At 36.5% G+C, this 21,584-nt stretch carries 21 protein-coding genes; 19 read left to right on the forward strand and 2 right to left on the reverse strand.

Annotation, left to right across the window (positions count from 1 at the left end; genetic code table 11):
• Positions 1 to 112: 112 nt before the first annotated feature.
• The 4 genes from OZP12_RS00590 (at position 113) to OZP12_RS00605 (ending at position 5,825) form a co-directional block, all read left to right on the forward strand.
• A complete protein-coding gene (locus OZP12_RS00590) occupies positions 113 to 3,577 on the forward strand; it encodes an efflux RND transporter permease subunit (protein ID WP_281227100.1) in 3,465 nt (1,154 codons plus the stop codon).
• A gap of 163 nt (positions 3,578 to 3,740) precedes the next feature.
• Complete coding sequence (locus OZP12_RS00595; protein WP_281227101.1) at positions 3,741 to 3,974, forward strand: hypothetical protein; 234 nt, start codon at positions 3,741 to 3,743, stop codon at positions 3,972 to 3,974.
• A gap of 14 nt (positions 3,975 to 3,988) precedes the next feature.
• Entirely contained in the window at positions 3,989 to 4,258 is a 270-nt protein-coding gene (locus tag OZP12_RS00600) for a type II toxin-antitoxin system RelE/ParE family toxin (protein WP_349293584.1), read from the forward strand.
• Positions 4,259 to 4,586: 328 nt separating this feature from the next.
• Positions 4,587 to 5,825: a TMEM143 family protein gene (locus OZP12_RS00605; RefSeq protein ID WP_281227103.1), complete on the forward strand. Its 1,239-nt coding sequence runs from the start codon at positions 4,587 to 4,589 to the stop codon at positions 5,823 to 5,825.
• 180 nt (positions 5,826 to 6,005) lie between these two features.
• On the opposite strand, the gene OZP12_RS00610 is transcribed toward OZP12_RS00605, so the two are convergent.
• Together OZP12_RS00610 and OZP12_RS00615 are read right to left on the reverse strand one after the other, a co-directional pair.
• Complete coding sequence (locus tag OZP12_RS00610) at positions 6,006 to 6,278, reverse strand: DUF4242 domain-containing protein (protein WP_281227104.1); 273 nt, start codon at positions 6,276 to 6,278, stop codon at positions 6,006 to 6,008.
• Positions 6,279 to 6,700: 422 nt separating this feature from the next.
• A complete protein-coding gene (locus tag OZP12_RS00615) occupies positions 6,701 to 7,063 on the reverse strand; it encodes a toxin-antitoxin system YwqK family antitoxin (protein WP_281227105.1) in 363 nt (120 codons plus the stop codon).
• 331 nt (positions 7,064 to 7,394) lie between these two features.
• On the opposite strand from OZP12_RS00615, the gene aspS reads away from it, so the two are divergent.
• The 15 genes from aspS (at position 7,395) to OZP12_RS00690 (ending at position 21,578) form a co-directional block, all read left to right on the forward strand.
• A complete protein-coding gene (gene aspS, locus OZP12_RS00620) occupies positions 7,395 to 9,149 on the forward strand; it encodes an aspartate--tRNA ligase (protein ID WP_281227106.1) in 1,755 nt (584 codons plus the stop codon).
• Positions 9,150 to 9,257: 108 nt separating this feature from the next.
• Positions 9,258 to 9,452, forward strand: coding sequence for a cold-shock protein (locus OZP12_RS00625; protein ID WP_035634121.1), 195 nt, complete (start codon positions 9,258 to 9,260; stop codon positions 9,450 to 9,452).
• A 240-nt stretch (positions 9,453 to 9,692) separates the two neighbouring features.
• Positions 9,693 to 10,058: an NADH-quinone oxidoreductase subunit A gene (locus tag OZP12_RS00630; RefSeq protein WP_281227107.1), complete on the forward strand. Its 366-nt coding sequence runs from the start codon at positions 9,693 to 9,695 to the stop codon at positions 10,056 to 10,058.
• A gap of 179 nt (positions 10,059 to 10,237) precedes the next feature.
• Positions 10,238 to 10,786 carry an NADH-quinone oxidoreductase subunit B gene (locus OZP12_RS00635; protein ID WP_281227108.1) on the forward strand — a complete coding sequence of 183 codons (549 nt, stop codon included), beginning with the start codon at positions 10,238 to 10,240 and terminating at the stop codon, positions 10,784 to 10,786.
• 5 nt (positions 10,787 to 10,791) lie between these two features.
• Complete coding sequence (locus OZP12_RS00640; RefSeq protein WP_281227109.1) at positions 10,792 to 11,313, forward strand: NADH-quinone oxidoreductase subunit C; 522 nt, start codon at positions 10,792 to 10,794, stop codon at positions 11,311 to 11,313.
• 32 nt (positions 11,314 to 11,345) lie between these two features.
• A complete protein-coding gene (locus OZP12_RS00645; protein WP_281227110.1) occupies positions 11,346 to 12,584 on the forward strand; it encodes an NADH-quinone oxidoreductase subunit D in 1,239 nt (412 codons plus the stop codon).
• 3 nt (positions 12,585 to 12,587) lie between these two features.
• Entirely contained in the window at positions 12,588 to 13,118 is a 531-nt protein-coding gene (locus tag OZP12_RS00650) for a complex I 24 kDa subunit family protein (protein WP_281227111.1), read from the forward strand.
• Between the two features lies 1 nt (position 13,119).
• Positions 13,120 to 14,487, forward strand: a complete 1,368-nt coding sequence (gene nuoF / locus OZP12_RS00655; protein ID WP_281227112.1) for an NADH-quinone oxidoreductase subunit NuoF — start codon at positions 13,120 to 13,122, stop codon at positions 14,485 to 14,487.
• An 82-nt stretch (positions 14,488 to 14,569) separates the two neighbouring features.
• Positions 14,570 to 15,601, forward strand: a complete 1,032-nt coding sequence (locus OZP12_RS00660) for an NADH-quinone oxidoreductase subunit G (protein WP_281227113.1) — start codon at positions 14,570 to 14,572, stop codon at positions 15,599 to 15,601.
• Positions 15,602 to 15,604: 3 nt separating this feature from the next.
• Positions 15,605 to 16,657 carry an NADH-quinone oxidoreductase subunit NuoH gene (gene nuoH, locus OZP12_RS00665; RefSeq protein ID WP_281227114.1) on the forward strand — a complete coding sequence of 351 codons (1,053 nt, stop codon included), beginning with the start codon at positions 15,605 to 15,607 and terminating at the stop codon, positions 16,655 to 16,657.
• A 122-nt stretch (positions 16,658 to 16,779) separates the two neighbouring features.
• Positions 16,780 to 17,325: a NuoI/complex I 23 kDa subunit family protein gene (locus tag OZP12_RS00670; RefSeq protein ID WP_281227115.1), complete on the forward strand. Its 546-nt coding sequence runs from the start codon at positions 16,780 to 16,782 to the stop codon at positions 17,323 to 17,325.
• A 1-nt stretch (position 17,326) separates the two neighbouring features.
• Positions 17,327 to 17,836, forward strand: a complete 510-nt coding sequence (locus OZP12_RS00675; protein WP_281227116.1) for an NADH-quinone oxidoreductase subunit J family protein — start codon at positions 17,327 to 17,329, stop codon at positions 17,834 to 17,836.
• On the forward strand, positions 17,836 to 18,156 hold the full coding sequence (gene nuoK / locus OZP12_RS00680) for an NADH-quinone oxidoreductase subunit NuoK (RefSeq protein ID WP_100432422.1): 321 nt from the start codon (positions 17,836 to 17,838) through the stop codon (positions 18,154 to 18,156). Before OZP12_RS00675 ends, nuoK begins: the two co-directional genes overlap by 1 nt.
• A gap of 6 nt (positions 18,157 to 18,162) precedes the next feature.
• A complete protein-coding gene (nuoL, locus tag OZP12_RS00685; protein ID WP_281227117.1) occupies positions 18,163 to 20,046 on the forward strand; it encodes an NADH-quinone oxidoreductase subunit L in 1,884 nt (627 codons plus the stop codon).
• Positions 20,047 to 20,135: 89 nt separating this feature from the next.
• A complete protein-coding gene (locus OZP12_RS00690) occupies positions 20,136 to 21,578 on the forward strand; it encodes a complex I subunit 4 family protein (RefSeq protein ID WP_281227118.1) in 1,443 nt (480 codons plus the stop codon).
• The last annotated feature ends 6 nt before the right edge of the window (positions 21,579 to 21,584 follow it).

Here is a 21,584-nt window from a genome sequence, read left to right on the forward strand (position 1 = left end):
TTTCGATTGCAGATTTCTGCATCGGTAAAATCTAAAATCTTATGTCTGACATCTTAGTTAATCACACTATACATCTAAAATCAAAAATCGTTAATCTAAAATCTCAAATTAAATGAGCCATCAAAATAAAGAATTCGGAATATCAAGCTGGGCTGTCGAAAACCGCGTGACAGTCTATATCCTGACTTTACTGATTGTAATCACCGGAGTCATTGCCTACATTACGATGCCTAGGGAGGATTTTCCGGAAATTATAGAAAACAAAATTTACATTTCGTCTGTTTTCCCTGGAAATTCAGCCGAAGATGTCGAGAAATTAATCATAAAACCGCTTGAAAAAGAGTTCAAAAACATCAGCGGAGTTACTAAAATGACTTCGAGCTCTTTTCAGGATTACGGTATGATCATCGTAGAATTTGACGATAAAGTGACCATCCTGGATGCTAAAACAAAAATCAAAGACAAAGTTGATATTGTAAAAGCCGATCCCGATTGGCCAAACCTTGACAACGGAAGTAAAGTAGAACCAAGCGTATTCGAATTGAACATTTCGGAGGAAGTACCAATTCTGAACATCAACCTGCAAGGAAACTACACCACACAGCAACTTAAAAAATACGGAGAATTGCTTCAAGACGATATTGAGGAAATCCCTGAAGTTAAAAAAGTGGACATCCTTGGTGTTGATGACAAAGAAGTTGAAATTGCCGTTGATATTTTCAAAATGACCGCAGCGCAAGTTTCTTTTGACGACATTCAAAATGCGGTGAAATACGAAAACATGACACTTTCGGGAGGGAATTTAATTTCGCAAGGTTCAAGAAACAACATCCGAATCGTGGGTGAAATCAAAGACCCGAAAGAATTGGAAGACATCATCGTCAAACACAATGGAGGGACCGTTTACCTGAAAGACATTGCGGTTATTAAGTTCAAAGAAAAAGAAAAAACAACTTACGCCCGTGAAAAAGGAACCGAGGTTGTCATGCTAAACGTGAAAAAACGTTCGAACCAAAACATGATTTCGGCAATCGAGCAGGTTAAAGAAAAAATCAAAGAAGCACAAGCATCTTATTTGCCTTCGAATCTAAAAATAGAATTGACAAACGATCAATCGTCACGCGTTGAACACCAAGTTGATGAATTATCCAACCACATTATATTCGGTATTGTGTTGGTAATGATTGTTTTGATGTTTACGATGGGACTTAGAAACTCCTTATTTGTGGGAGCTGCTATTCCACTTTCAATGTTAATGGCGTTTAGTATCCTTTCGATGTTTGGACTCACGTTGAACACGATGGTACTTTTCGGACTGGTTATGGGACTGGGGATGCTCGTGGACGACGGTATTGTGGTTGTAGACAACGTTTTTGCCAATATGAAAAAAGGAATGCCACGATTCGAAGCTTCAAAAATTGGTATCGGTGAAATCGCCTGGCCTGTAATTTCTTCTACTGCCACTACCCTGATGGCCTTCCTTCCTTTTGCCTTATGGCCCGGAACGATGGGTAAATTCATGAAATATTTCCCAATGACATTGACGGTAACGCTTTCGGCTTCGCTGTTTGTCGCGATGGTTGTCAATGCCGCCATGACGGGAGGTTCGATGGATATTGAAGATAAAAACGTTACCAAAAGATCGGCGAAAATATACTCGATAATTTTCACCATAATTGCCGTAATTTTTGTGTTGCTTGGAAATATTTACGATTCAAAATTGGCAAGAGCTATTGGTCATTTGGCAATCATATCTTTTGCTTTGATGTGGTTGTATAAATTGAAGCTTTATCAATGGACGCAAGATTTCCAACACAGCTTTTTCCCGAGAATGGAAGAGAAATACAAAATCTTTTTGGCTAAAGTTTTAACCAAAAGAAGAGCTTGGTTTGCTCTTGCCGGAATTATCGGAATGTTATTTCTCTCCTTCATACTTTTGGGAGTATTCCCAAGAAAAGTATTGTTCTTCCCGGACAACATCCCGAATCAGGTAATTGCTTACATTGAATATCCGCAAGGAACCGATATTGAAAAAACCAATAAGGCTACCCTATTTGTTGAAAAACAAGTTATCGATATCCTAAGTAAATACATAGATCCAAAAACTAACAAAAACTTTTTGGCCGAATCCATTGTATCCCAAGTTGGGGTTGGAGCTGGAAATCCGAATGTGGACGCGGGATCGGCTTCGGAGACTCCTTTTAAAGGGAAAGTAACGGTGAATTTCTCCGAGTTTAAATTCCGAAGAGGCATCAACACCTCTGACATTCTGGAAGAAATCAGAGGAAAGGTCAAAGGAATCGCGGGAGCTAAAGTAACGGTCGAAAAAGATTACAATGGACCACCGGCCGGTTACCCAATCAGTATTCAGTTGACCGGAAGCGATTATGATGAAATGCTGAAAGAGGCCGACAAAATGATCACTTTTATCAACACTAAAAACATTCCCGGAATTGAACGATTGAGTGTTGATGTCAATAAAGAAAGTCCGGAATTGGAAGTAAAAGTAGATCGCGTAAGTGCAGGAAGTTTGGGCGTTTCAACAGGACAATTGGGATTCAATTTACGTCGTTCCGTTTATGGACAGGAAATCTCTACTTACAAAGAAGGCGATGACGATTATAACATCACCATGCGTATGCAGGATGACCAACGTAAAAACGAAAACATCCTTTTCAACCAATCTTTAACGTTCCGAAACCAAACGAACGGGCAAATGATGCAGGTGCCTATTTCTGCCGTTTCCCAAACGGAAAAAACAACCACTTACAACCAAATCAAACGTAAAAACCAAAAACGTATCATGACGGTTTACTCCAACGTTTTGACTGGTTTTAATGGTGATGAAATTACGAAACAAATTGCTGCCGATTTAAAAGGTTATGAATTGCCAAAAGGAATTACCTATTCTTTCTCCGGAGTACAGGAAGAACAAGGCAAAAACCAAAGCTTCTTGTTCTACGCACTGTTTTTGGCAATGGCTGGAATCACGATTATCATCGTACTGCAGTTTAATTCGGTTTCCAAAACGATAGTGATTCTGTTTACGGTACTGCTGAGTTTCAGTGGGGTATTTTACGGTTATGTTATCGCCAATATGGATTTTGTGATCCTAATGACGATGATGGGAATCATTTCGCTGGCGGGTATCGTGGTGAAGAACGGAATCGTATTAATGGATTTCTTTGTATTGTTATTAGACAAAAAAGTAGCTGATAATCATTTACAAAGCCACAACGATTTAACGCTTGAAGAAATCAAGGAAGTTATCATCGAATCCGGTAAATCGAGGCTGCGCCCTGTATTGCTTACGGCTCTTACGGCGGTACTGGGATTGATCCCGCTGGCGATTGGACTGAACTTTGACTTCTTCTCCTTAATAACCGACTTGAATCCGCACATTTTCATGGGAGGGGACAACGTGATTTTCTGGGGACCATTGGCCTGGACCATCATCTTCGGATTAACTTATGCCACAGTCTTGACCCTGATTATGGTACCGGTGATGTTCTACTTGGTAAAAAGAACCAAATACTGGTTAAGAGATTGGAGAAAAGAGCATCCTATCGAAGAATAATTTTTTAAATTTTATATAAATAAAACCACCTGAAATTTGATTTTGGGTGGTTTTTTTTGTTGTTGGATAGAGAAATACGTTATTATATAGACAAAATTCCACAATACATCTGCAACGCCATTTGAAAATAAATCTTTACTTTTGAATAATAAAAATGTTGGTTATGGATATGACAGCCCAAATAAAAAAGAACTTAATTTCTAGAATTAAAGATTCTAAGGATTTGAACTTTCTAAATGCGCTTCAAACTATATTTGATTCGTCAGAACAAGCCTTATATCAATTATCTGCAGAACAACAATCTTCAATTGAAATTGGCAGAAACGAAATCAAAGAGGGAAAATTTCACAACAACGATGAAGTAATTTCTGAAATGAGAGAATGGCTAAAAAAGTGATAGTTTAGTCAAAAATTGCAAAACTTCAATTTGCAACTGTTTTGGAATATTATGTTGAGAGAGATGGTAATCCAAATTATAGTTTAAAACTACTTAAAGAAGTAGAAGACTTATTAAATACACTTTCTAACTCTGAACTAATTAGAAGACTGACTTCAAATAAATTTACACGTGTAATTCCAATGAAAGTTTATCTTATTTTCTATGAAATAAATGAAGATAGAATTGAGATTGTATCCTTTTGGGATAACCGTCAGGATGTTGAACACAGAAAAATAAAATAATAACAAAGCACAACCTCGTTTACTGATTTTAAACGTGGTTTATTGTTTTGGATAATTAAATATCTCCAAAAATCCCTCTGCCTGCCTACTAGCCCTGATTGCTTCGCCAGTTCGCTACACTCGTGTTAGCCGATATCCTCGTATCTCGTCTTTTGGGACGAGAGGAGAGATAAAGGCAAGAGCAGGAACCCATGTCTCCCGATAAAGCCGATTCTTTCGCTCCTTATTATTTTCAAAATTTAGCAAAGAATTGGCATTGAAAAATTTAAAGATTTCGGCTTTTGTAATTTACCTTTGCAAAACTTAAAAAAGCCCCATCGAATTCAAAATGAACCGAGAACATTATATCCCATTTGATAAGGAATTTCTGCTCGATGAACAACTGGCGGAATATGCTGGTGACGAAAAACAGGTCGAGGATTTCAAGAAGCTGTTTGACATTATTGAACATTATTATCACCACGAAGCCTTTAACCTGATTCGGAACATAAAAAAGAATTACGCTTTTTTTGACCCTGATCTGCCTGCCAAAGAAAGAGAGGCTTTTAAAGGGAAAAGCGACTTTTCGGTTTTTAAAGACACCTTGATTAAAGTACTGGAACTAAGCAATTATTCGAAAGTGAGCCAGGAAGTTTTGGACAAGGCTTTTAAGGATTCGGATTTGATAGGATTGAAACTGGACATTGATTTGGACGTCTATAAAGACTATGAGATATATGTTAGGGGTCAGCATACTGCCAAAGAAAAGGTCACTAAATACTTTTTTTGGAAGAAAAAAATTGAGGTCGAGTATTATGACCGTGTAATGATTTACCTCAAATATCACGATGCGGATTATTACAAAAAGAAAAAGCTTAAAAAACACAAATCATTAATAGAACCCGGAACTGTCGTTTTGAAGATTTTCAAACGTGTTCCAAAAAATGACTTGGAAACCATATTCCCGAATGCCACGCCCAAAATGTCGTTAACCGACAAGCTGTTATTATGGGTTCCGGGCGTTGTGGGTGGTATTTCCTTATTGAGTGCCAAAGTAATTCCGGCGCTGATTAAAATGCAGGCAGCTTATCAATCGGGTGAAACTATTGATCTTTTGAACAGCAAAACCTCCTTAAATCAAGGTTTGATTGCTCTTGGGATTTTGGGTGCTTACTTATTCCGCCAATACAACAACTTTGTGAACAAGAAAATAAAGTATTCCAAAATGCTTTCGGACAGCCTTTATTTCAAAAATATAGGAAATAACAGCGGTGCTTTTTATTCTTTATTAAACTCTTCAGAAGAGGAAGTTTTGAAGGAAACAATCCTTGCCTACTCCTTTTTGAACCGAAGCAAAATACCGTTATCGGCTGACGAACTCGACCATCAAATTGAATCTTGGTTTAAAACAAAACACAATACCGATCTTGATTTTGACGTGAAAGAAGCATTGCAGAAATTAAAAAACAGTGACCTTGGCATTAAAACCAATGGCAAGTGGAAAGTTATTCCTTTGGAACAAGCGCTTATAAGGATTGACGAGATCTGGGACGGTGTTTTTGATTATAGCAAATTGGCCTCGAACTGACATCCAGCAATCTCGAAATTCATGAAATTGCCACAGATTCACAGATTTTAAAATCATTTTAATCTGTGAATCTGTGGCAAATAAATATTGTTTAGAAGCTAAAATCAAATACTTTTCTACATAAAACACAAAAAAGGAGAAAATCACAACGGTTTTCTCCTTTTTTATAAACTTCAAAAGCTATTCGGCTGTGACAGGATCAATTATTTCAGAAACAAGGCTTATTTTGTTGGCTGGAAAACCACCTTTATCGGCATGTTCCCGAATCATTTCTTCATTTGGGGCAATGTAAACACAATAAATTTTGTCATCGGTTACATAACTGTGTTTCCATTGTATTTCAGGCCCCATTTTTCTTAGAACTTCACAAGAAGCATTCGAAATTTCTTTTAATTGTTCTGGTGTTAAATTCCCCGCGTTGGGAATTTCTCTTTCAATAACATACTTTGGCATAGTAATTAGATTAAAAAAGTTAGAATAAAATAATTATAGAAAATCTCTTTTTGAATCCGCTTTAGTAAACAACAAAAGGAATGAAAGAGATTAATGCTGAAAGGGGCAGTTACATCAATTGTTTTTTAAATTTAAAATTTAAAAAAAACACTAAACAGTCAAAATCGGCTAATACAGTAACCTATATAAGCCGATTTCTTAACAAACACAAATTTTATAATTCGGAACGCTTACAAATAGATATTTAAACTAACTGGTTCTCTATTTCACCCCAAATTATATGTTGTATTTCAACATTAAAGTTACAACAAATACATATAAAAAACTCAGACTTAACAAAGTTATAACATTGAAAATCAACAATAAAAAAAGGAGAAAACCTATGAAAGCTTTCTCCTTTTTCTAAAATTAACTATTTGTTGTTATTCATTTGAAGTTGCAAATGCATCTTGTCTCCAATTTTTAATTTTTGCAACTTGGTTATTGGAGAAATCTACTTCAGCAAGGCTATTTTTTCCGTCTTTTTGAGACCAGAAAAACCATTTGCCAGTTTTTACTCCCGCTGTATATTCTCCTGAGGCAATCTTGTCTCCTGATTCATTGTAAGAAACCCATAGTCCTTCCAATTTACCATTTTCAAAATAACCTTCTTGTTGTACCTGTCCATTTTCATAAAAATAGGTAGCTTTAATTTTTTTTCCAAATGGTTCTAAAACAGGTTTCGCATCTTGAGCAAAAACAACCCCTGAGAATAATAACGCCACTAAGATTCCAAGCTTTTTCATATCGTTAGTTTTTAATTGTTTATATCTTTTTTATCAAAATTAGAGACAATTTTTACATTAAAAAAACATTTTGGTAACAATTTCGTAACACAAACGAAAACTTAACATTGGGAATCAAAAAAACGAGCATTTTTCAATCTTAACATATTGATTTTCAATAGTTAAAATACAAAAAATCAGTAATTTGCAATTTATCTGAAATTATTAATTATCATTTTTGAAAAAAATAAAAATGCAAAACGCAAAAAATTGACTTTCACATTCTAAAATTCATAATTAGTCCTAAATTTGCACTCGCGCTAAAAAGAGCAAAAAAACTAAATTTTATATCATGTACAGAAGTCATAATTGTGGCGAATTGAACGCCTCACATATCAATACAGAAGTTACACTTGCCGGATGGGTTCAAAAATCAAGGGATAAAGGATTTATGAATTGGGTTGATTTACGAGACCGTTACGGAATTACACAATTGATTTTTGACGAAAGCCGTACTGTAAAAGAAGTTTTTGAAGCTGCCAAAACATTGGGACGCGAGTATGTGATTCAGGTAAAAGGAACTGTTATTGAGCGTGAAGCCAAAAACAAAAACATTCCGACCGGAGAAATCGAGATCTTAGTTTCGGAACTGAACATTTTAAACGCAGCTTTGACGCCTCCGTTTACTATCGAAGATGAAACTGATGGTGGCGAAGACATCCGAATGAAATACCGTTACCTAGACATTCGAAGAAATCCTGTAAAAAACAGCCTTCTTTTCCGTCATAAAGTGGCAATGGAAGTGCGAAAATACCTTTCGGATTTAGATTTCTGCGAAGTGGAAACACCATACTTAATCAAATCAACTCCCGAAGGAGCAAGAGATTTCGTTGTGCCTTCCCGTATGAACGAAGGACAATTCTATGCTTTGCCACAATCGCCGCAAACTTTTAAGCAATTATTGATGGTTGGCGGAATGGATAAATATTTCCAAATTGTGAAATGTTTCCGCGACGAAGATTTACGTGCTGACCGTCAGCCTGAATTTACACAAATCGACTGCGAAATGGCTTTTGTTGAACAAGAAGACATTTTGAATGTTTTTGAAGGATTGACCCGTCATTTGCTAAAAGAACTAAAAGGAATCGAAGTCGATAAATTCCCAAGGATGACTTACGAGCATGCGATGAAAACCTACGGTAACGACAAACCGGATATCCGTTTCGGAATGGAATTTGGCGAGTTGAACCAATTCGCACAACACAAAGAATTCCCTGTTTTCAATGCAGCCGAATTGGTTGTTGGAATCGCGGTTCCTGGAGCTGGAAATTACACTCGTAAAGAAATTGATGCCTTAATTGACTGGGTGAAACGTCCGCAAGTAGGTGCCAGTGGAATGGTATATGTAAAATGCAACGAGGACGGAACTTATAAATCATCCGTAGATAAATTTTACGATCAGGAAGATTTGACTAATTGGGCAAAAACTACAGGAGCAAAACCTGGTGATATGATTTTTGTACTTTCAGGCCCTGCCGACAAAACAAGAACACAATTAAGCGCTTTGCGTATGGAACTGGCTACTCGTTTAGGTTTGAGAAATCCAGCCGAATTTGCACCACTTTGGGTAGTTGACTTCCCATTATTGGAATTCGACGAAGAAAGCGGACGTTACCACGCAATGCACCACCCATTTACATCTCCAAAACCGGAAGACATGCACTTATTGGAAACTAATCCAGGAAAAGTGCGTGCCAATGCCTATGATATGGTTTTGAACGGAAATGAAATTGGTGGAGGCTCAATTCGTATTCATGATAAAGCAACACAACAATTGATGTTTAAATATTTAGGTTTTACCGAAGAAGAAGCCAAAGCGCAATTTGGCTTCCTGATGGATGCTTTCCAATTTGGAGCACCGCCACATGGAGGCTTGGCTTTTGGACTAGATCGTCTAGTGGCTATTTTAGGGGGACAAGAAACAATTCGTGATTTTATCGCTTTCCCAAAAAACAATTCGGGAAGAGATGTTATGATTGATGCTCCATCAATTATTGACGAATCACAATTAAAGGAATTGAATATTAAATTAAATTTAACAAATTAGTCGAAAACATTGAATATCAATAATTTTAGAAAAAAATTTTGATAGAATGATTTTTGTATTATATTAAAGATTACATTTGTTTTATTATAAATTATTATTACTATTACAATGCGTACAGGTACAGTTAAATTTTTCAATGAATCTAAAGGTTACGGATTCATTACAGACGAAGAAACAGGAAAAGACATTTTTGTTCATGCATCAGGGATCAGCGCGGAAGAATTACGCGAAGGTGACCGAGTAAGTTATGAAGAAGAAGAAGGAAGAAAAGGAAAAGTAGCTGCTAAAGTAGCAGTTATCTAAGCATAAAAATAATTTCATATTTTTTGCAAGAGCGTCTAAAAGAACGTTCCGATTAATTTCGGAACGTTTTTTTTTGCGATATTCTCACTATAAAGCCTCTCAAATATGACATTATTTATAACAGATCAAAATAATGAGAATTTATAAATTTTTCTTAAACTAATTTTGATTTTCTACTTGTGATTTACACTCACTAAAGCTATCTTTGTGCATCGATTTTTAAGCAAAACATTTTCAATCATGCAATCCGAACAAATAAACTATATTCCAGTCTTTATGCAGCTAGCTTTGGCTGTGGTATTTGTAGTAGCCGTAATCATAATTTCAGGCAAACTTGGACCAAAAAGATCATCGGAAAACAAAGACCGAAACTTTGAATGTGGTATCGAATCAATAGGAAACGCCAGAATCCCATTTTCTGTAAAATATTTCCTTGTTGCCATCTTGTTTGTTCTTTTTGATGTCGAAGTAATCTTTCTATACCCTTGGGCCGTGAATTTCAAAGACTTAGGTATTGAAGGAATGATAAAAATGATTATCTTTATGATGCTTCTTTTGGTTGGTTTTTTCTATATCATCAAGAAGAAAGGTTTAGAATGGGAATAAAAAGTAAATTCAAATTTTAGGTATTTAGTCTTAAATTTAATTTCAATAATTCGAAAACAGGATTTAAGACGCAAAAATCCGAAATTGAAATTCATTAATTAAAACGATTTTATAAAACATTGATTCTGGCTTTAGGATCGCCAAGAAGCTAAATCCGAAATCTAAAAAATAAAAACAAAATGAGCGATTCAAAAATAAATATGGTAGCTCCTCCGGAAGGTGTTGTTGGTGAAGGTTTCTTCGCTACAAAACTAAATGATGTGGTAGGATTAGCACGTGCCAATTCGCTTTGGCCTTTACCTTTTGCAACTTCTTGTTGCGGAATCGAATTTATGGCTACAATGGCTTCACATTATGATTTGGCCCGTTTTGGCTCCGAAAGAGTAAGTTTCTCTCCTCGTCAAGCCGACATGCTACTAGTAATGGGGACTATTTCAAAAAAAATGGCTCCAATTTTACGCCAAGTTTACGAACAAATGGCTGAACCAAGATGGGTAATCGCTGTTGGTGCTTGTGCCACTTCAGGTGGAATTTTTGATACTTATTCTGTTTTACAAGGAATTGACAAAGTGATTCCGGTTGACGTATATGTTCCTGGTTGCCCACCACGTCCGGAACAAATCGTAGATGGAGTTATGAGATTACAGGAGTTAGTAAAAAACGAATCCGTAAGAAGAAGAAGTTCCCCGGAGTACCAAGAATTATTGGCATCTTATAACATTCAATAAGTAAAATGGCGTTAGAAACAACAGAAATTCAAGAGAAATTAACTACTACTTTTGGTTCAAAAGTTTTAGAATTCAAACAGGACAAAGATATTTTCTCATTTGAAGTAGAATCAGACATAATAACAGCTGTTATTCTTTATTTAAAAAACGACCCCACTTTGCGTTTTAACTTTTTAACCGATTTATGTGGTGTTCACTACCCGGATAATGAAGAAAGCAAACAATTTGCGATTGTTTATCATTTACACAATTGGATTGACAATAAACGCATCCGAATTAAATCCTTCTTAAACGAGTCAAAACCGGAAATCAAAACTGTTTCAAATATCTTTTTATGTGCCAACTGGATGGAAAGGGAAACCTATGATTTCTATGGAATCAATTTCATAGGGCATCCACAATTGAAACGTATTTTGAACATGGATGAAATGACGTCATTCCCATTGCGAAAAGAATTCCCGATGGAAGACAGTGGAAGAACTGACAAAGACGACAGGTATTTTGGAAGAACGCCATCAAATTGCTAAAAAAACTATATATAATTTTTCACATTAAATAAATGTCAGAACTATTATTACCACCGGAGCATCGCTATGCTAAAATAATTCAGGAAAAACACAATGAAGACGGAAGCGAGCTTTCTATTCTGAATTTAGGCCCCACACATCCCGCTACGCACGGTATTTTTCAAAACATCTTATTGATGGACGGTGAAAAAATCCTGGATGCTGAACCAACTATTGGCTATATCCACAGGGCTTTCGAAAAAATCGCCGAAAATCGCCCTTTTTATCAAATCACACCTCTCACGGACAGAATGAACTATTGTTCTTCTCCAATCAACAATATGGGATGGTGGATGACACTTGAAAAACTTCTTGACATAAAAGTCCCTAAAAGAGTCGATTATTTACGTGTTATCGTAATGGAATTGGCTCGTATTGCAGACCACTTAATCTGTAACTCCATTCTGGGAGTGGATACTGGAGCTTATACAGGTTTCCTTTATGTATTCCAATTCAGAGAAAAAATATACGAAATCTACGAAGAAATCTGTGGAGCCCGATTGACGACCAATATGGGAAGAATCGGTGGTTTCGAAAGAGACTGGTCTCCTGAAGCTTTCAGAAAACTCGACGATTTTTTAAGAGATTTCCCAATTGCCTGGAAAGAATTTGAAAATCTATTCGAAAGAAACAGAATTTTTATTGATCGTACCGTAAATGTTGGAGCCATAACTGCAGAAAAAGCAATGGCTTACGGACTTACCGGACCAAATTTGCGTGCTGCCGGAATCGATTATGATGTACGTGTAGCACAACCTTACAGCTCTTACGAAGATTTTGACTTCATTGTCCCGGTAGGAAAATCAGGAGACACTTACGACCGTTTTTGTGTTCGTAATGCCGAAGTTTGGGAAAGTTTAAGCATTATCAATCAAGCATTGAACAAAATGCCGGAAGGAAATGAATACCATGCTGATGTTCCCGAATACTATCTTCCTCCAAAAGAAGATGTTTACACCAATATGGAATCTTTAATATACCATTTCAAGATTGTAATGGGAGAAGTTCCGGTTCCAATTGCACAAATTTACCATGCTGTTGAAGGTGCTAATGGAGAATTAGGATTTTACCTTGAAACAGACGGAAGTAGAACTCCATACAGATTGCATTTCAGAAGACCTTGTTTCATCTATTATCAAGCCTATCCGGACATGATTAAAGGTTCAATGTTATCTGATGCCATCGTTATTTTATCAAGTTTAAATGTTATTGCTGGAGAATTAGACGCATAGATTATGGTACACACACATTACAAACAAGAAATAAACATGACTGAGGAATTGATGTCCCGCATCAATGAATTGATCAGCCATTATCCTGAAGATAAAAGAAAATCGGCACTGCTTCCTGTTTTACATGAAGTTCAGGATGCCCACGACAACTGGTTGAGTATTGAATTACAAGATAAAGTTGCCGAAATTTTACAAATAAAACCAATCGAAGTATATGAAGTTGTTTCGTTTTACACGATGTACAACAGAAGACCGGTTGGTAAATACATGTTTGAATTTTGCCAAACTTCTCCATGTTGCTTGAACGGTGTTGAAGATTTAATGGATTATACCTGTGAAAAATTAGGCGTACAAGTAGGAGAACCTACAGCTGACGGTCTTTTTGAAGTAAGAGGAGTTGAATGTTTGGGTGCTTGCGGTTATGCTCCAATGATGCAGTTGGGCGATTTTTACAAAGAGCATTTGACAAAAGAAAAAGTAGATCAGTTAATTGCTGACTGCAAAGACGATAAAATAATATTACACGATAAATAAGATGTCACAAAAAATATTATTAGACAAAATCAATATTCCTGGGATTAAAACCTATGAAGTGTATCGTCAAAACGGTGGTTACGCTTCTGTGGAAAAAGCACTAAAAATGCTAACTCCTGACGAAGTAGTTGAAGAAGTAAAAACTTCAGGATTACGCGGTCGTGGTGGTGCTGGTTTCCCTGCCGGAATGAAATGGAGTTTTATCGATAAAAAATCAGGAAAACCTCGACATTTGGTTTGTAACGCCGATGAGTCTGAACCGGGAACTTTCAAAGATCGTTATTTGATGGAATACATTCCTCACTTACTGATTGAAGGAATGATTACTTCGAGTTATGCATTGGGTGCAAACCGTTCGTATATCTACATTCGTGGAGAATACATGTGGGTTTACAAAATATTAGAAAGAGCCATCGCCGAAGCAAAAGCTGCTGGTTGGTTAGGAAAAAACATATTGGGTACAGGATATGATTTGGAACTACATGTTCATTGTGGTGCCGGAGCCTACATCTGCGGTGAAGAAACTGCGCTAATCGAATCATTGGAAGGTAAAAGAGGAAATCCTCGTATCAAACCACCATTCCCAGCTGTTTCGGGACTTTGGGCAAATCCAACGGTAGTAAATAATGTAGAAACTATCGCAACTGTGCCGTGGATTGTAAACAATTCCGGAGCTGATTATGCTAAAATTGGTATTGGAAGATCTACGGGAACCAAATTAATCTCTGCTTCAGGTCACATCAAAAACCCTGGAGTTTATGAAATTGAATTGGGATTAAGCGTTTACGAATTCATGAATTCTGACGAATATCTTGGCGGAATGAGTTCAGACCGTCCATTGAAGGCATTTGTTCCTGGAGGAAGTTCTGTTCCGGTTTTACCTGCACATTTAATCTACAAAACTGCAGCTGGCGAAGATCGTTTGATGACTTACGAATCTTTAAGCGACGGTGGTTTTGCCACAGGATCTATGTTGGGTTCTGGTGGATTTATTGTATATAATGACACTTCTTGTATCGTTCGCAACACTTGGAATTTCTCTCGTTTTTACCACCACGAAAGTTGTGGACAGTGTACTCCGTGTAGAGAAGGTACAGGATGGATGGAAAAAGTATTGCACCGAATCGAAAACGGTCACGGACGTGAGGAAGATATCGAATTGTTATTGAGCATTCAAAGTAAAATAGAAGGAAACACAATTTGTCCTCTAGGTGATGCGGCAGCTTGGCCTGTAGCAGCAGCTATTCGTCACTTTAGAGATGAATTTGAATATCATATTCGTTTCCCTGAAAAAATAAAAAACAGAGACCATTTTGTTGCCGAACCTTTTGAAAAAGTAAAGCACCTAGTTTCTAAAGAAGCAGTATAATTTAAAAGTACGAAGTTGGAAGTTGGAAGTTAGAAGTTCAAACACTTAAACCTTTAAACCTTAAACTTTTAAACCGAAGCATATGAAAGTAACCATAGACGGTCAAGAAATTGAAGTAGAAGCAGGAACAACGATTCTGCAAGCTGCGCGCATGATTGGTGGAGATGTTGTTCCGCCTGCAATGTGCTATTATTCAAAATTAAAAGGAAGTGGAGGTAAATGCCGTTGTTGTTTGGTTGACGTGACCAAAGGAAGTGATGCTGACCCAAGACCTATGCCTAAATTAATGGCATCGTGCGTGACGGGCTGTCAGGACGGAATGGAAATCGCAAGTAAAGCATCTCCAAGAGTTCAAGAAGCCAGAAAAGCAGTAACAGAATTTTTACTAATCAACCACCCACTTGATTGCCCTATTTGTGACCAAGCAGGAGAATGTGATTTACAAAACTTAAGCTTTGAGCACGGAAAATCGGTTTCCCGTTTTATTGAAGAAAAGAGAACTTTTGAACCCGAAGATATTGGTCCAAACATTCAATTGCACATGAACCGTTGTATTTTATGTCAAAGATGTGTGCAAGTTGCCGATCAATTGACAGACAACAGAGTTCACGGAGTATTGGATCGCGGTGATCATGCAAACATCTCTACTTGTATTTCAAAAGCCATAACAAATGAATTTTCTGGAAACATGATTGATGTATGTCCAGTTGGTGCTTTGACTGATAAAACTTTTAGATTTAAATCAAGAGTTTGGTTTAACAAACCTTATAATGCACACAGAGAATGTACAACTCCAGGATGCTGTGGAAAAACTACCGTTTGGATGTTTGGGAACGAAATTCAGCGTGTTACTGGCCGTAAAGACGAATTTCACGAAGTAGAAGAATTCATCTGTAACACTTGTCGTTTCGATAAAAAAGAAGTGACTGACTGGGTAATCGAAGGACCTCGTGAATTCGAAAAAGATTCGGTTATCAACCAAAATAACTATACCCGCCCATTAGAAAAAGTAGAAATCAATACTGAAAAAAATATTCTTTTGGGAAGAGATCAAGACAGAAAAAAAATAAGTATGGCAGCAATTCCATTGGACACTAACACTCAAAAATCTTAAAAAATGGAAAGTACATTTGTTATAGAAAAAAGTGTAGTTATAATTGTGGTATTTGCCCTTACAATGTTAATGGCCATGTATGCCACTTGGGCTGAACGTAAAGTAGCAGCTTGGTTGCAAGACAGGATTGGACCAAATAGAGCAGGACCATTGGGATTATTCCAACCTCTTGCCGATGGTTTGAAATTGTTTTCGAAAGAAGAATTTGAACCAAACACGCCAAACAAATTTTTATTTTTTACCGGTCCGGCAATCGCTATGGGAACAGCTTTGATGACAAGTGCTGTTATTCCATGGGGTGATCGACTACATTTGTTTGGAAGAGATATTTTGCTTCAAGCAACTGACGTGAACATTGCCATATTGTACATTTTTGGAGTAGTTTCCCTTGGAGTATATGGCATCATGATTGGAGGATGGGCATCCAACAATAAATTCTCTTTGATGAGCTCAATTAGAGCTGCTTCTCAAATGGTTTCTTATGAGGTAGCGATGGGATTATCCATAATCGCTTTGATTATGATGACTGGAACTTTGAGCCTAAAAGAAATTTCTATTCAGCAATCCGAATGGCATTGGAATGTGCTTTACCAACCACTAACATTTTTAATATTCTTGATTTGTTCTTTTGCAGAATTAAACAGAACACCTTTTGATTTGGCGGAATGTGAATCGGAATTAATAGGTGGATACCACACCGAATATTCATCGATGAAAATGGGATTCTACCTATTTGCTGAATACGCGAATATGTTCGTTTCCTCTACCATTTTGGCTGTATTGTTTTTCGGCGGATACAATTATCCTGGAATGGGTTGGGTATTGGAAAACTGTGGAGTAAATGTTGCCAATGTACTGGGAATGGCGGTGCTGTTCATTAAATTATGCGGCTTTATTTTCTTTATCATGTGGGTTCGTTGGACAATTCCAAGATTTAGATATGACCAATTGATGCATTTGGGATGGAAAATTTTGATTCCACTTGCAATTGCTAATATTATGATTACCGGAGTTGTGATTTTAAGACACGATATCGCTGCTTATTTAGGATTTTAATTCAACCAAATCCCAATAGTTAACTGGACTAGCCCTGATAGAAGCGGCATCCTTTTATTTTTTCCTTTAAAAAATAAAAGATATAGCGGATAGCAGGATTAGCTACAAATAAAAAATATAAAATGTCAATAGAAACTATATCCTTATCGGGAAGAAAAAAGGTAGTCTCCAATAAAGAGATGACTTTTTTGGAACGCATCTATCTGGTTGCGATTGTAAAAGGTTTGTTCATTACGCTGAAGCATTTATTCAAAAGAAAAGCAACGATTCAATATCCTGAACAAGTTCGCGAGATGAGTCCGGTGTATCGTGGGCGTCACATGTTGAAACGTGACGAACAAGGCAGAGAAAACTGTACTGCTTGCGGTTTGTGTGCTTTGACTTGCCCGGCCGAAGCTATTACGATGAAAGCTGCTGAGCGCAAACCGGAAGAAAAGCATTTATACAGAGAAGAAAAATATGCCGAGATATATGAAATCAATATGTTGAGATGTATTTTTTGCGGACTTTGTGAAGAAGCCTGTCCAAAAGACGCTATCTATTTGACAATTTCTAAAGAGTTAGTCCCATCTAATTATGACAGGGAAGATTTCATTTTTGGAAAAGATAAACTGGTTATGCCACTGGAAATGGCTTTGAAAAATACTCAACTTAAAAACGCTAACTAATATGTCAACAGTACTTATTTTATTTTGCATATTGTCTGCAGTCACATTGCTAACAGCATTTTTAACTATTTTTAGCAGAAATCCAATTCACAGTGCCATTTATCTGGTAATTTGTTTCTTTTCCATCGCAGGACATTATTTACTACTAAACGCTCAGTTTTTGGCAATTGTACACATCATTGTCTATTCCGGGGCTATCATGATTTTGCTTCTGTTTACCATAATGTTGATGAACCTAAACCATGAAGACGAAGTACACAAACCGAGATTCACAAGATTAGGAGCTATTGTTTCCTTCTGTTTGGTTTGTTTGGTTTTGATCAAAATATTTATCCACTCAAAACCAATCGTGGAATATGATTATACAGGAGAGGATTACCAATCGATAAAAGTTCTAGGAAAAGCATTGTTGAATGAATATATGGTGCCTTTTGAATTTGCTTCCATTTTGTTATTAGTGGGAATGATTGGAGCTGTACTATTGTCTAAAAAAGAAAAACAAGGGAAATAATGAATAATATTTTAACTCAAATTGGTATAGAAAACTATATCTTCCTGTGTGTAACACTTTTTTGTATTGGTATTTTTGGGGTTTTGTACAGACGAAATGCAATCATTGTGTTCATGTCTATCGAAATCATGCTGAATGCTGTTAACTTATTGTTTGTGGCTTTTTCAACTTACCACCAAGACACACAAGGTCAAGTATTCGTATTTTTCTCCATGGCTGTAGCAGCGGCTGAAGTCGCAGTAGGACTGGCCATATTGGTTTCGATATTTAGAAATATTGGATCAATCAGCATCGATAATTTAAAAAACTTAAAAGGATAAATGGCAATGGATACCAATTTAGCTTTAGTCTTACTATTAACTCCTTTTTTAGGATTTTTAATTAATGTTTTCTTCGGGAAAAGTTTAGGAAAATCGGCTTCGGGAATTATCGGAACACTTTCTGTAGTGGTTTCATTTGTTGTTGCTGTTTCCTTTTTTCTACAAATCAATCAAACAAAACAAGCGATAAACATTCAATTATTTGATTGGATTCAAATCAGCAAATTCAATATTAGTTTTGGTTTTTTACTAGATCAGTTATCCGTTTTATGGTTGTTGTTTGTAACTGGAATCGGTTCGCTGATTCATTTATACTCCATCAGCTATATGCATGACGACGAAAAAATGCATTCTTTCTTCGCTTATTTAAATCTCTTTATCTTTTTCATGATTACCCTTGTAGTTGGAAGCAACTTATTGGTAATGTTCATTGGTTGGGAAGGAGTTGGACTTTGTTCGTACTTATTAATCGGATTTTGGTACAAAAACCAAGATTATAACGATGCTGCCAAAAAAGCATTTATCATGAACCGTATCGGGGATTTAGGATTGCTTATCGGGATATTTATCTTAGGAGCTCAATTCTCTACTTTGGATTTTGCTTCATTACAAACAGCAATTGCAGGAGCTCACAATCTTGATACCGTTTGGTTGAGTATAGCTGCATTAGCTCTATTTATTGGAGCTTGTGGAAAATCGGCTCAAATTCCATTATATACTTGGTTACCTGATGCGATGGCCGGACCAACACCTGTTTCGGCATTAATCCACGCTGCAACGATGGTAACTGCCGGTATTTTCATGGTATCTAGAATGCATTTCTTATTTGATTTAACACACGAAATACAAACCATTATTGCTGTAATCGGAGGTGTAACCTCATTAGTTGCCGCAACAATTGGTTTGGTTCAAAATGATATCAAAAAGGTACTAGCCTACTCTACCGTTTCTCAATTAGGATTAATGTTCTTGGCATTAGGTTTCGGTGCTTATGAGGTGGCGATATTTCACGTAATCACTCACGCTTTCTTCAAAGCTTGTCTGTTCTTAGGATCAGGTTCGGTAATTCACGGATTACATGGTGAACAAGACATGCGTAAAATGGGTGGTTTGAAAAAAGCGATGCCAATTACTTTTTGGACCATGCTTATTTCGTCATTAGCCATTTCAGGTGTTCCTTTGTTTTCGGGATTCTTCTCTAAAGACGAAATTTTGATGACCGCTTTCCACCATAACATTCCGCTTTGGGTTGTTGGATCGGTTGCTTCTATCATGACTGCTTTCTATATGTTCCGATTAATGTTCCTGACTTTCTTTAATGATTTCAGAGGAACGGAAGAACAAAAACATCATTTACACGAAAGCCCGGCTTTAATCACTTTTCCTTTGATTGTATTGGCTATTTTGGCAACTTTTGGAGGATTAATCAGTTTACCTGGCAATAGTTGGTTGAACGAGTACCTGGCTCCTCTTTTCGCTAAAGCGGGAACAGAAGAACATGTATTGGGGACCACTGAATATATGTTGATGGCAATCGCGGTTGTCGGCGGATTAGTCGGAATCGGAATTGCTTACGCTAAATACATCAAACAAAATGCTGTTCCAAGCGAAGATGCTGACATAGCAGGGTTCTCAAAAGTTCTCTACAACAAATACTATGTTGATGAAATTTATGATTCATTGTTTGTTGCACCAATAAACAGTTTGTCTAAAATCTTTAGAGACTATGTAGAAACAGGAATTTCTTCGGTAGTCTTTGGATTTGGTAAAATTGCAAACGAACTAAGTTACCAAGGGAAAAAATTACAGAATGGAAGCGTTGGACTTTATCTATTTGCTTTTGTTTTGGGTATGTGCGCCATTGTTTCATTTATATTTCTAGCTCAATAATTATATACCATGAAATAGACTTTTTTACTAAAAATAATTTAAAAAAAGTCTATTCCATTTGACATTTAAAAAACAATAAAAAATTACAAATGAATGTATCTCTAATATTAATCATCCTTTTAGTTGGCGCATTTGCGACTTATTTAGCTGGCGACAAGCTCGCTTCAAAAGTGGCTTTATTTTTCGGGTTAACGGCTACGGGTTGTTCAATTGTTTTATTAAATCATTTTAATTTAGGCGAAAACATCAGCTACAGCAGCCAATGGATAACATTACCAAAAGTTTCATTTGCTTTACAAGCCGATGGATTATCAATGGCAATGATTTTGTTGACAGTTACCTTGACAGCGGTTATCATCTTATCTTCTTTTGGTAACGAATTCAAAAATTCAAAAGCCATTTACTCACTAATATTGTTTATGTCATTTGCTATGACAGGAACTTTCTTGGCAAGCGACGGTTTATTATACTATATCTTTTGGGAATTATCATTAATCCCTATTTACTTTATCGCTTTGATTTGGGGTAATGGTGATGCCGAAGAGCGAAAAAAAGCAGTAGTTAAATTCTTTATCTATACACTTGCAGGATCTTTGTTCATGCTGGTTGCATTTGTTTATATGTATCAAAAAGCAGGAAGCTTCTTAATCGAAGATTTATATAAATTAAAACTCGACATAAACGAACAAAAATGGATTTTTACGGCTTTCTTCCTTGCTTATGCTATTAAAATTCCGTTGATCCCTTTTCACACTTGGCAGGCAAATGTGTACCAAAAAGCTCCAACTCTTGGAACCATGCTTTTATCAGGTATTATGCTAAAAATGGGATTGTACAGCCTGATCCGTTGGCAATTGCCTTTGGCTCCATTAGCTGCCAAAGAATACATGTATATTTTCATCGGAATAGGTATAGTGGGAGTAATTTACGGTTCAATTGTTGCTTTGAGACAAAAGGACCTGAAAAAATTATTGGCTTATTCTTCCCTTGCTCACGTTGGTTTGATTGCTGCCGGAACTTATGCTTTAAACCTTGACGGTTTTAGAGGAGCGGTTTTACAAATGATTGCACACGGTTTTGTGGTTGTTGGATTGTTCTTCGCTGCTGAAATCATTTTCAGAAGATACGAAACAAGATTAATTTCCGAAATGGGTGGTATTCGTTACCAATCTCCAAAATTCACTTCGATGTTTATGATTTTGGTATTAGCATCTGTTGCTTTACCAACAACTTTTAACTTTATTGGTGAATTTACAGTACTGTACAGCCTTTTTCAGGTGAATGTTTGGTTCGCTATTTTGGGCGGAACAACAATCATTTTGGGAGCTTATTATATGTTGAAAATGTTCCAACACGTAATGCTTGGAGAAACAAACAAAAAACTTTTTGCGGATATTACTTTATCTGAAGGTCTAACAATGGTAATCATTATTGCTGTCCTGTTTTTCTTCGGATTGTATCCAAAACCAATCAACGATTTGATAACGCCAAGTCTTGAAACTATTTTAAACACTATTAATAAATACAATTAAGTAAAA

The sequence above is a fragment of the Flavobacterium aquiphilum genome, assembly GCF_027111335.1.
GTDB classification, from domain to species: domain Bacteria; phylum Bacteroidota; class Bacteroidia; order Flavobacteriales; family Flavobacteriaceae; genus Flavobacterium; species Flavobacterium aquiphilum.

What these genes read in the sequence shown, in the direction of transcription:
- OZP12_RS00660 (WP_281227113.1), top strand. Translation starts at nt 14,570, where the DNA reads ATGAAAGTAACCATAGACGGTCAAGAAATTGAAGTAGAAGCAGGAACA.
- OZP12_RS00625 (WP_035634121.1), top strand. Translation starts at nt 9,258, where the DNA reads ATGCGTACAGGTACAGTTAAATTTTTCAATGAATCTAAAGGTTACGGA.
- OZP12_RS00615 (WP_281227105.1), bottom strand. Translation starts at nt 7,063, where the DNA reads ATGAAAAAGCTTGGAATCTTAGTGGCGTTATTATTCTCAGGGGTTGTT.
- OZP12_RS00645 (WP_281227110.1), top strand. Translation starts at nt 11,346, where the DNA reads ATGTCAGAACTATTATTACCACCGGAGCATCGCTATGCTAAAATAATT.
- OZP12_RS00640 (WP_281227109.1), top strand. Translation starts at nt 10,792, where the DNA reads ATGGCGTTAGAAACAACAGAAATTCAAGAGAAATTAACTACTACTTTT.
- nuoK (WP_100432422.1), top strand. Translation starts at nt 17,836, where the DNA reads ATGAATAATATTTTAACTCAAATTGGTATAGAAAACTATATCTTCCTG.
- OZP12_RS00595 (WP_281227101.1), top strand. Translation starts at nt 3,741, where the DNA reads ATGGATATGACAGCCCAAATAAAAAAGAACTTAATTTCTAGAATTAAA.
- OZP12_RS00590 (WP_281227100.1), top strand. Translation starts at nt 113, where the DNA reads ATGAGCCATCAAAATAAAGAATTCGGAATATCAAGCTGGGCTGTCGAA.
- OZP12_RS00690 (WP_281227118.1), top strand. Translation starts at nt 20,136, where the DNA reads ATGAATGTATCTCTAATATTAATCATCCTTTTAGTTGGCGCATTTGCG.
- nuoF (WP_281227112.1), top strand. Translation starts at nt 13,120, where the DNA reads ATGTCACAAAAAATATTATTAGACAAAATCAATATTCCTGGGATTAAA.
- OZP12_RS00650 (WP_281227111.1), top strand. Translation starts at nt 12,588, where the DNA reads ATGGTACACACACATTACAAACAAGAAATAAACATGACTGAGGAATTG.
- OZP12_RS00675 (WP_281227116.1), top strand. Translation starts at nt 17,327, where the DNA reads ATGTCAACAGTACTTATTTTATTTTGCATATTGTCTGCAGTCACATTG.
- nuoL (WP_281227117.1), top strand. Translation starts at nt 18,163, where the DNA reads ATGGATACCAATTTAGCTTTAGTCTTACTATTAACTCCTTTTTTAGGA.
- OZP12_RS00630 (WP_281227107.1), top strand. Translation starts at nt 9,693, where the DNA reads ATGCAATCCGAACAAATAAACTATATTCCAGTCTTTATGCAGCTAGCT.
- OZP12_RS00670 (WP_281227115.1), top strand. Translation starts at nt 16,780, where the DNA reads ATGTCAATAGAAACTATATCCTTATCGGGAAGAAAAAAGGTAGTCTCC.
- OZP12_RS00635 (WP_281227108.1), top strand. Translation starts at nt 10,238, where the DNA reads ATGAGCGATTCAAAAATAAATATGGTAGCTCCTCCGGAAGGTGTTGTT.
- OZP12_RS00610 (WP_281227104.1), bottom strand. Translation starts at nt 6,278, where the DNA reads ATGCCAAAGTATGTTATTGAAAGAGAAATTCCCAACGCGGGGAATTTA.
- aspS (WP_281227106.1), top strand. Translation starts at nt 7,395, where the DNA reads ATGTACAGAAGTCATAATTGTGGCGAATTGAACGCCTCACATATCAAT.
- nuoH (WP_281227114.1), top strand. Translation starts at nt 15,605, where the DNA reads ATGGAAAGTACATTTGTTATAGAAAAAAGTGTAGTTATAATTGTGGTA.
- OZP12_RS00605 (WP_281227103.1), top strand. Translation starts at nt 4,587, where the DNA reads ATGAACCGAGAACATTATATCCCATTTGATAAGGAATTTCTGCTCGAT.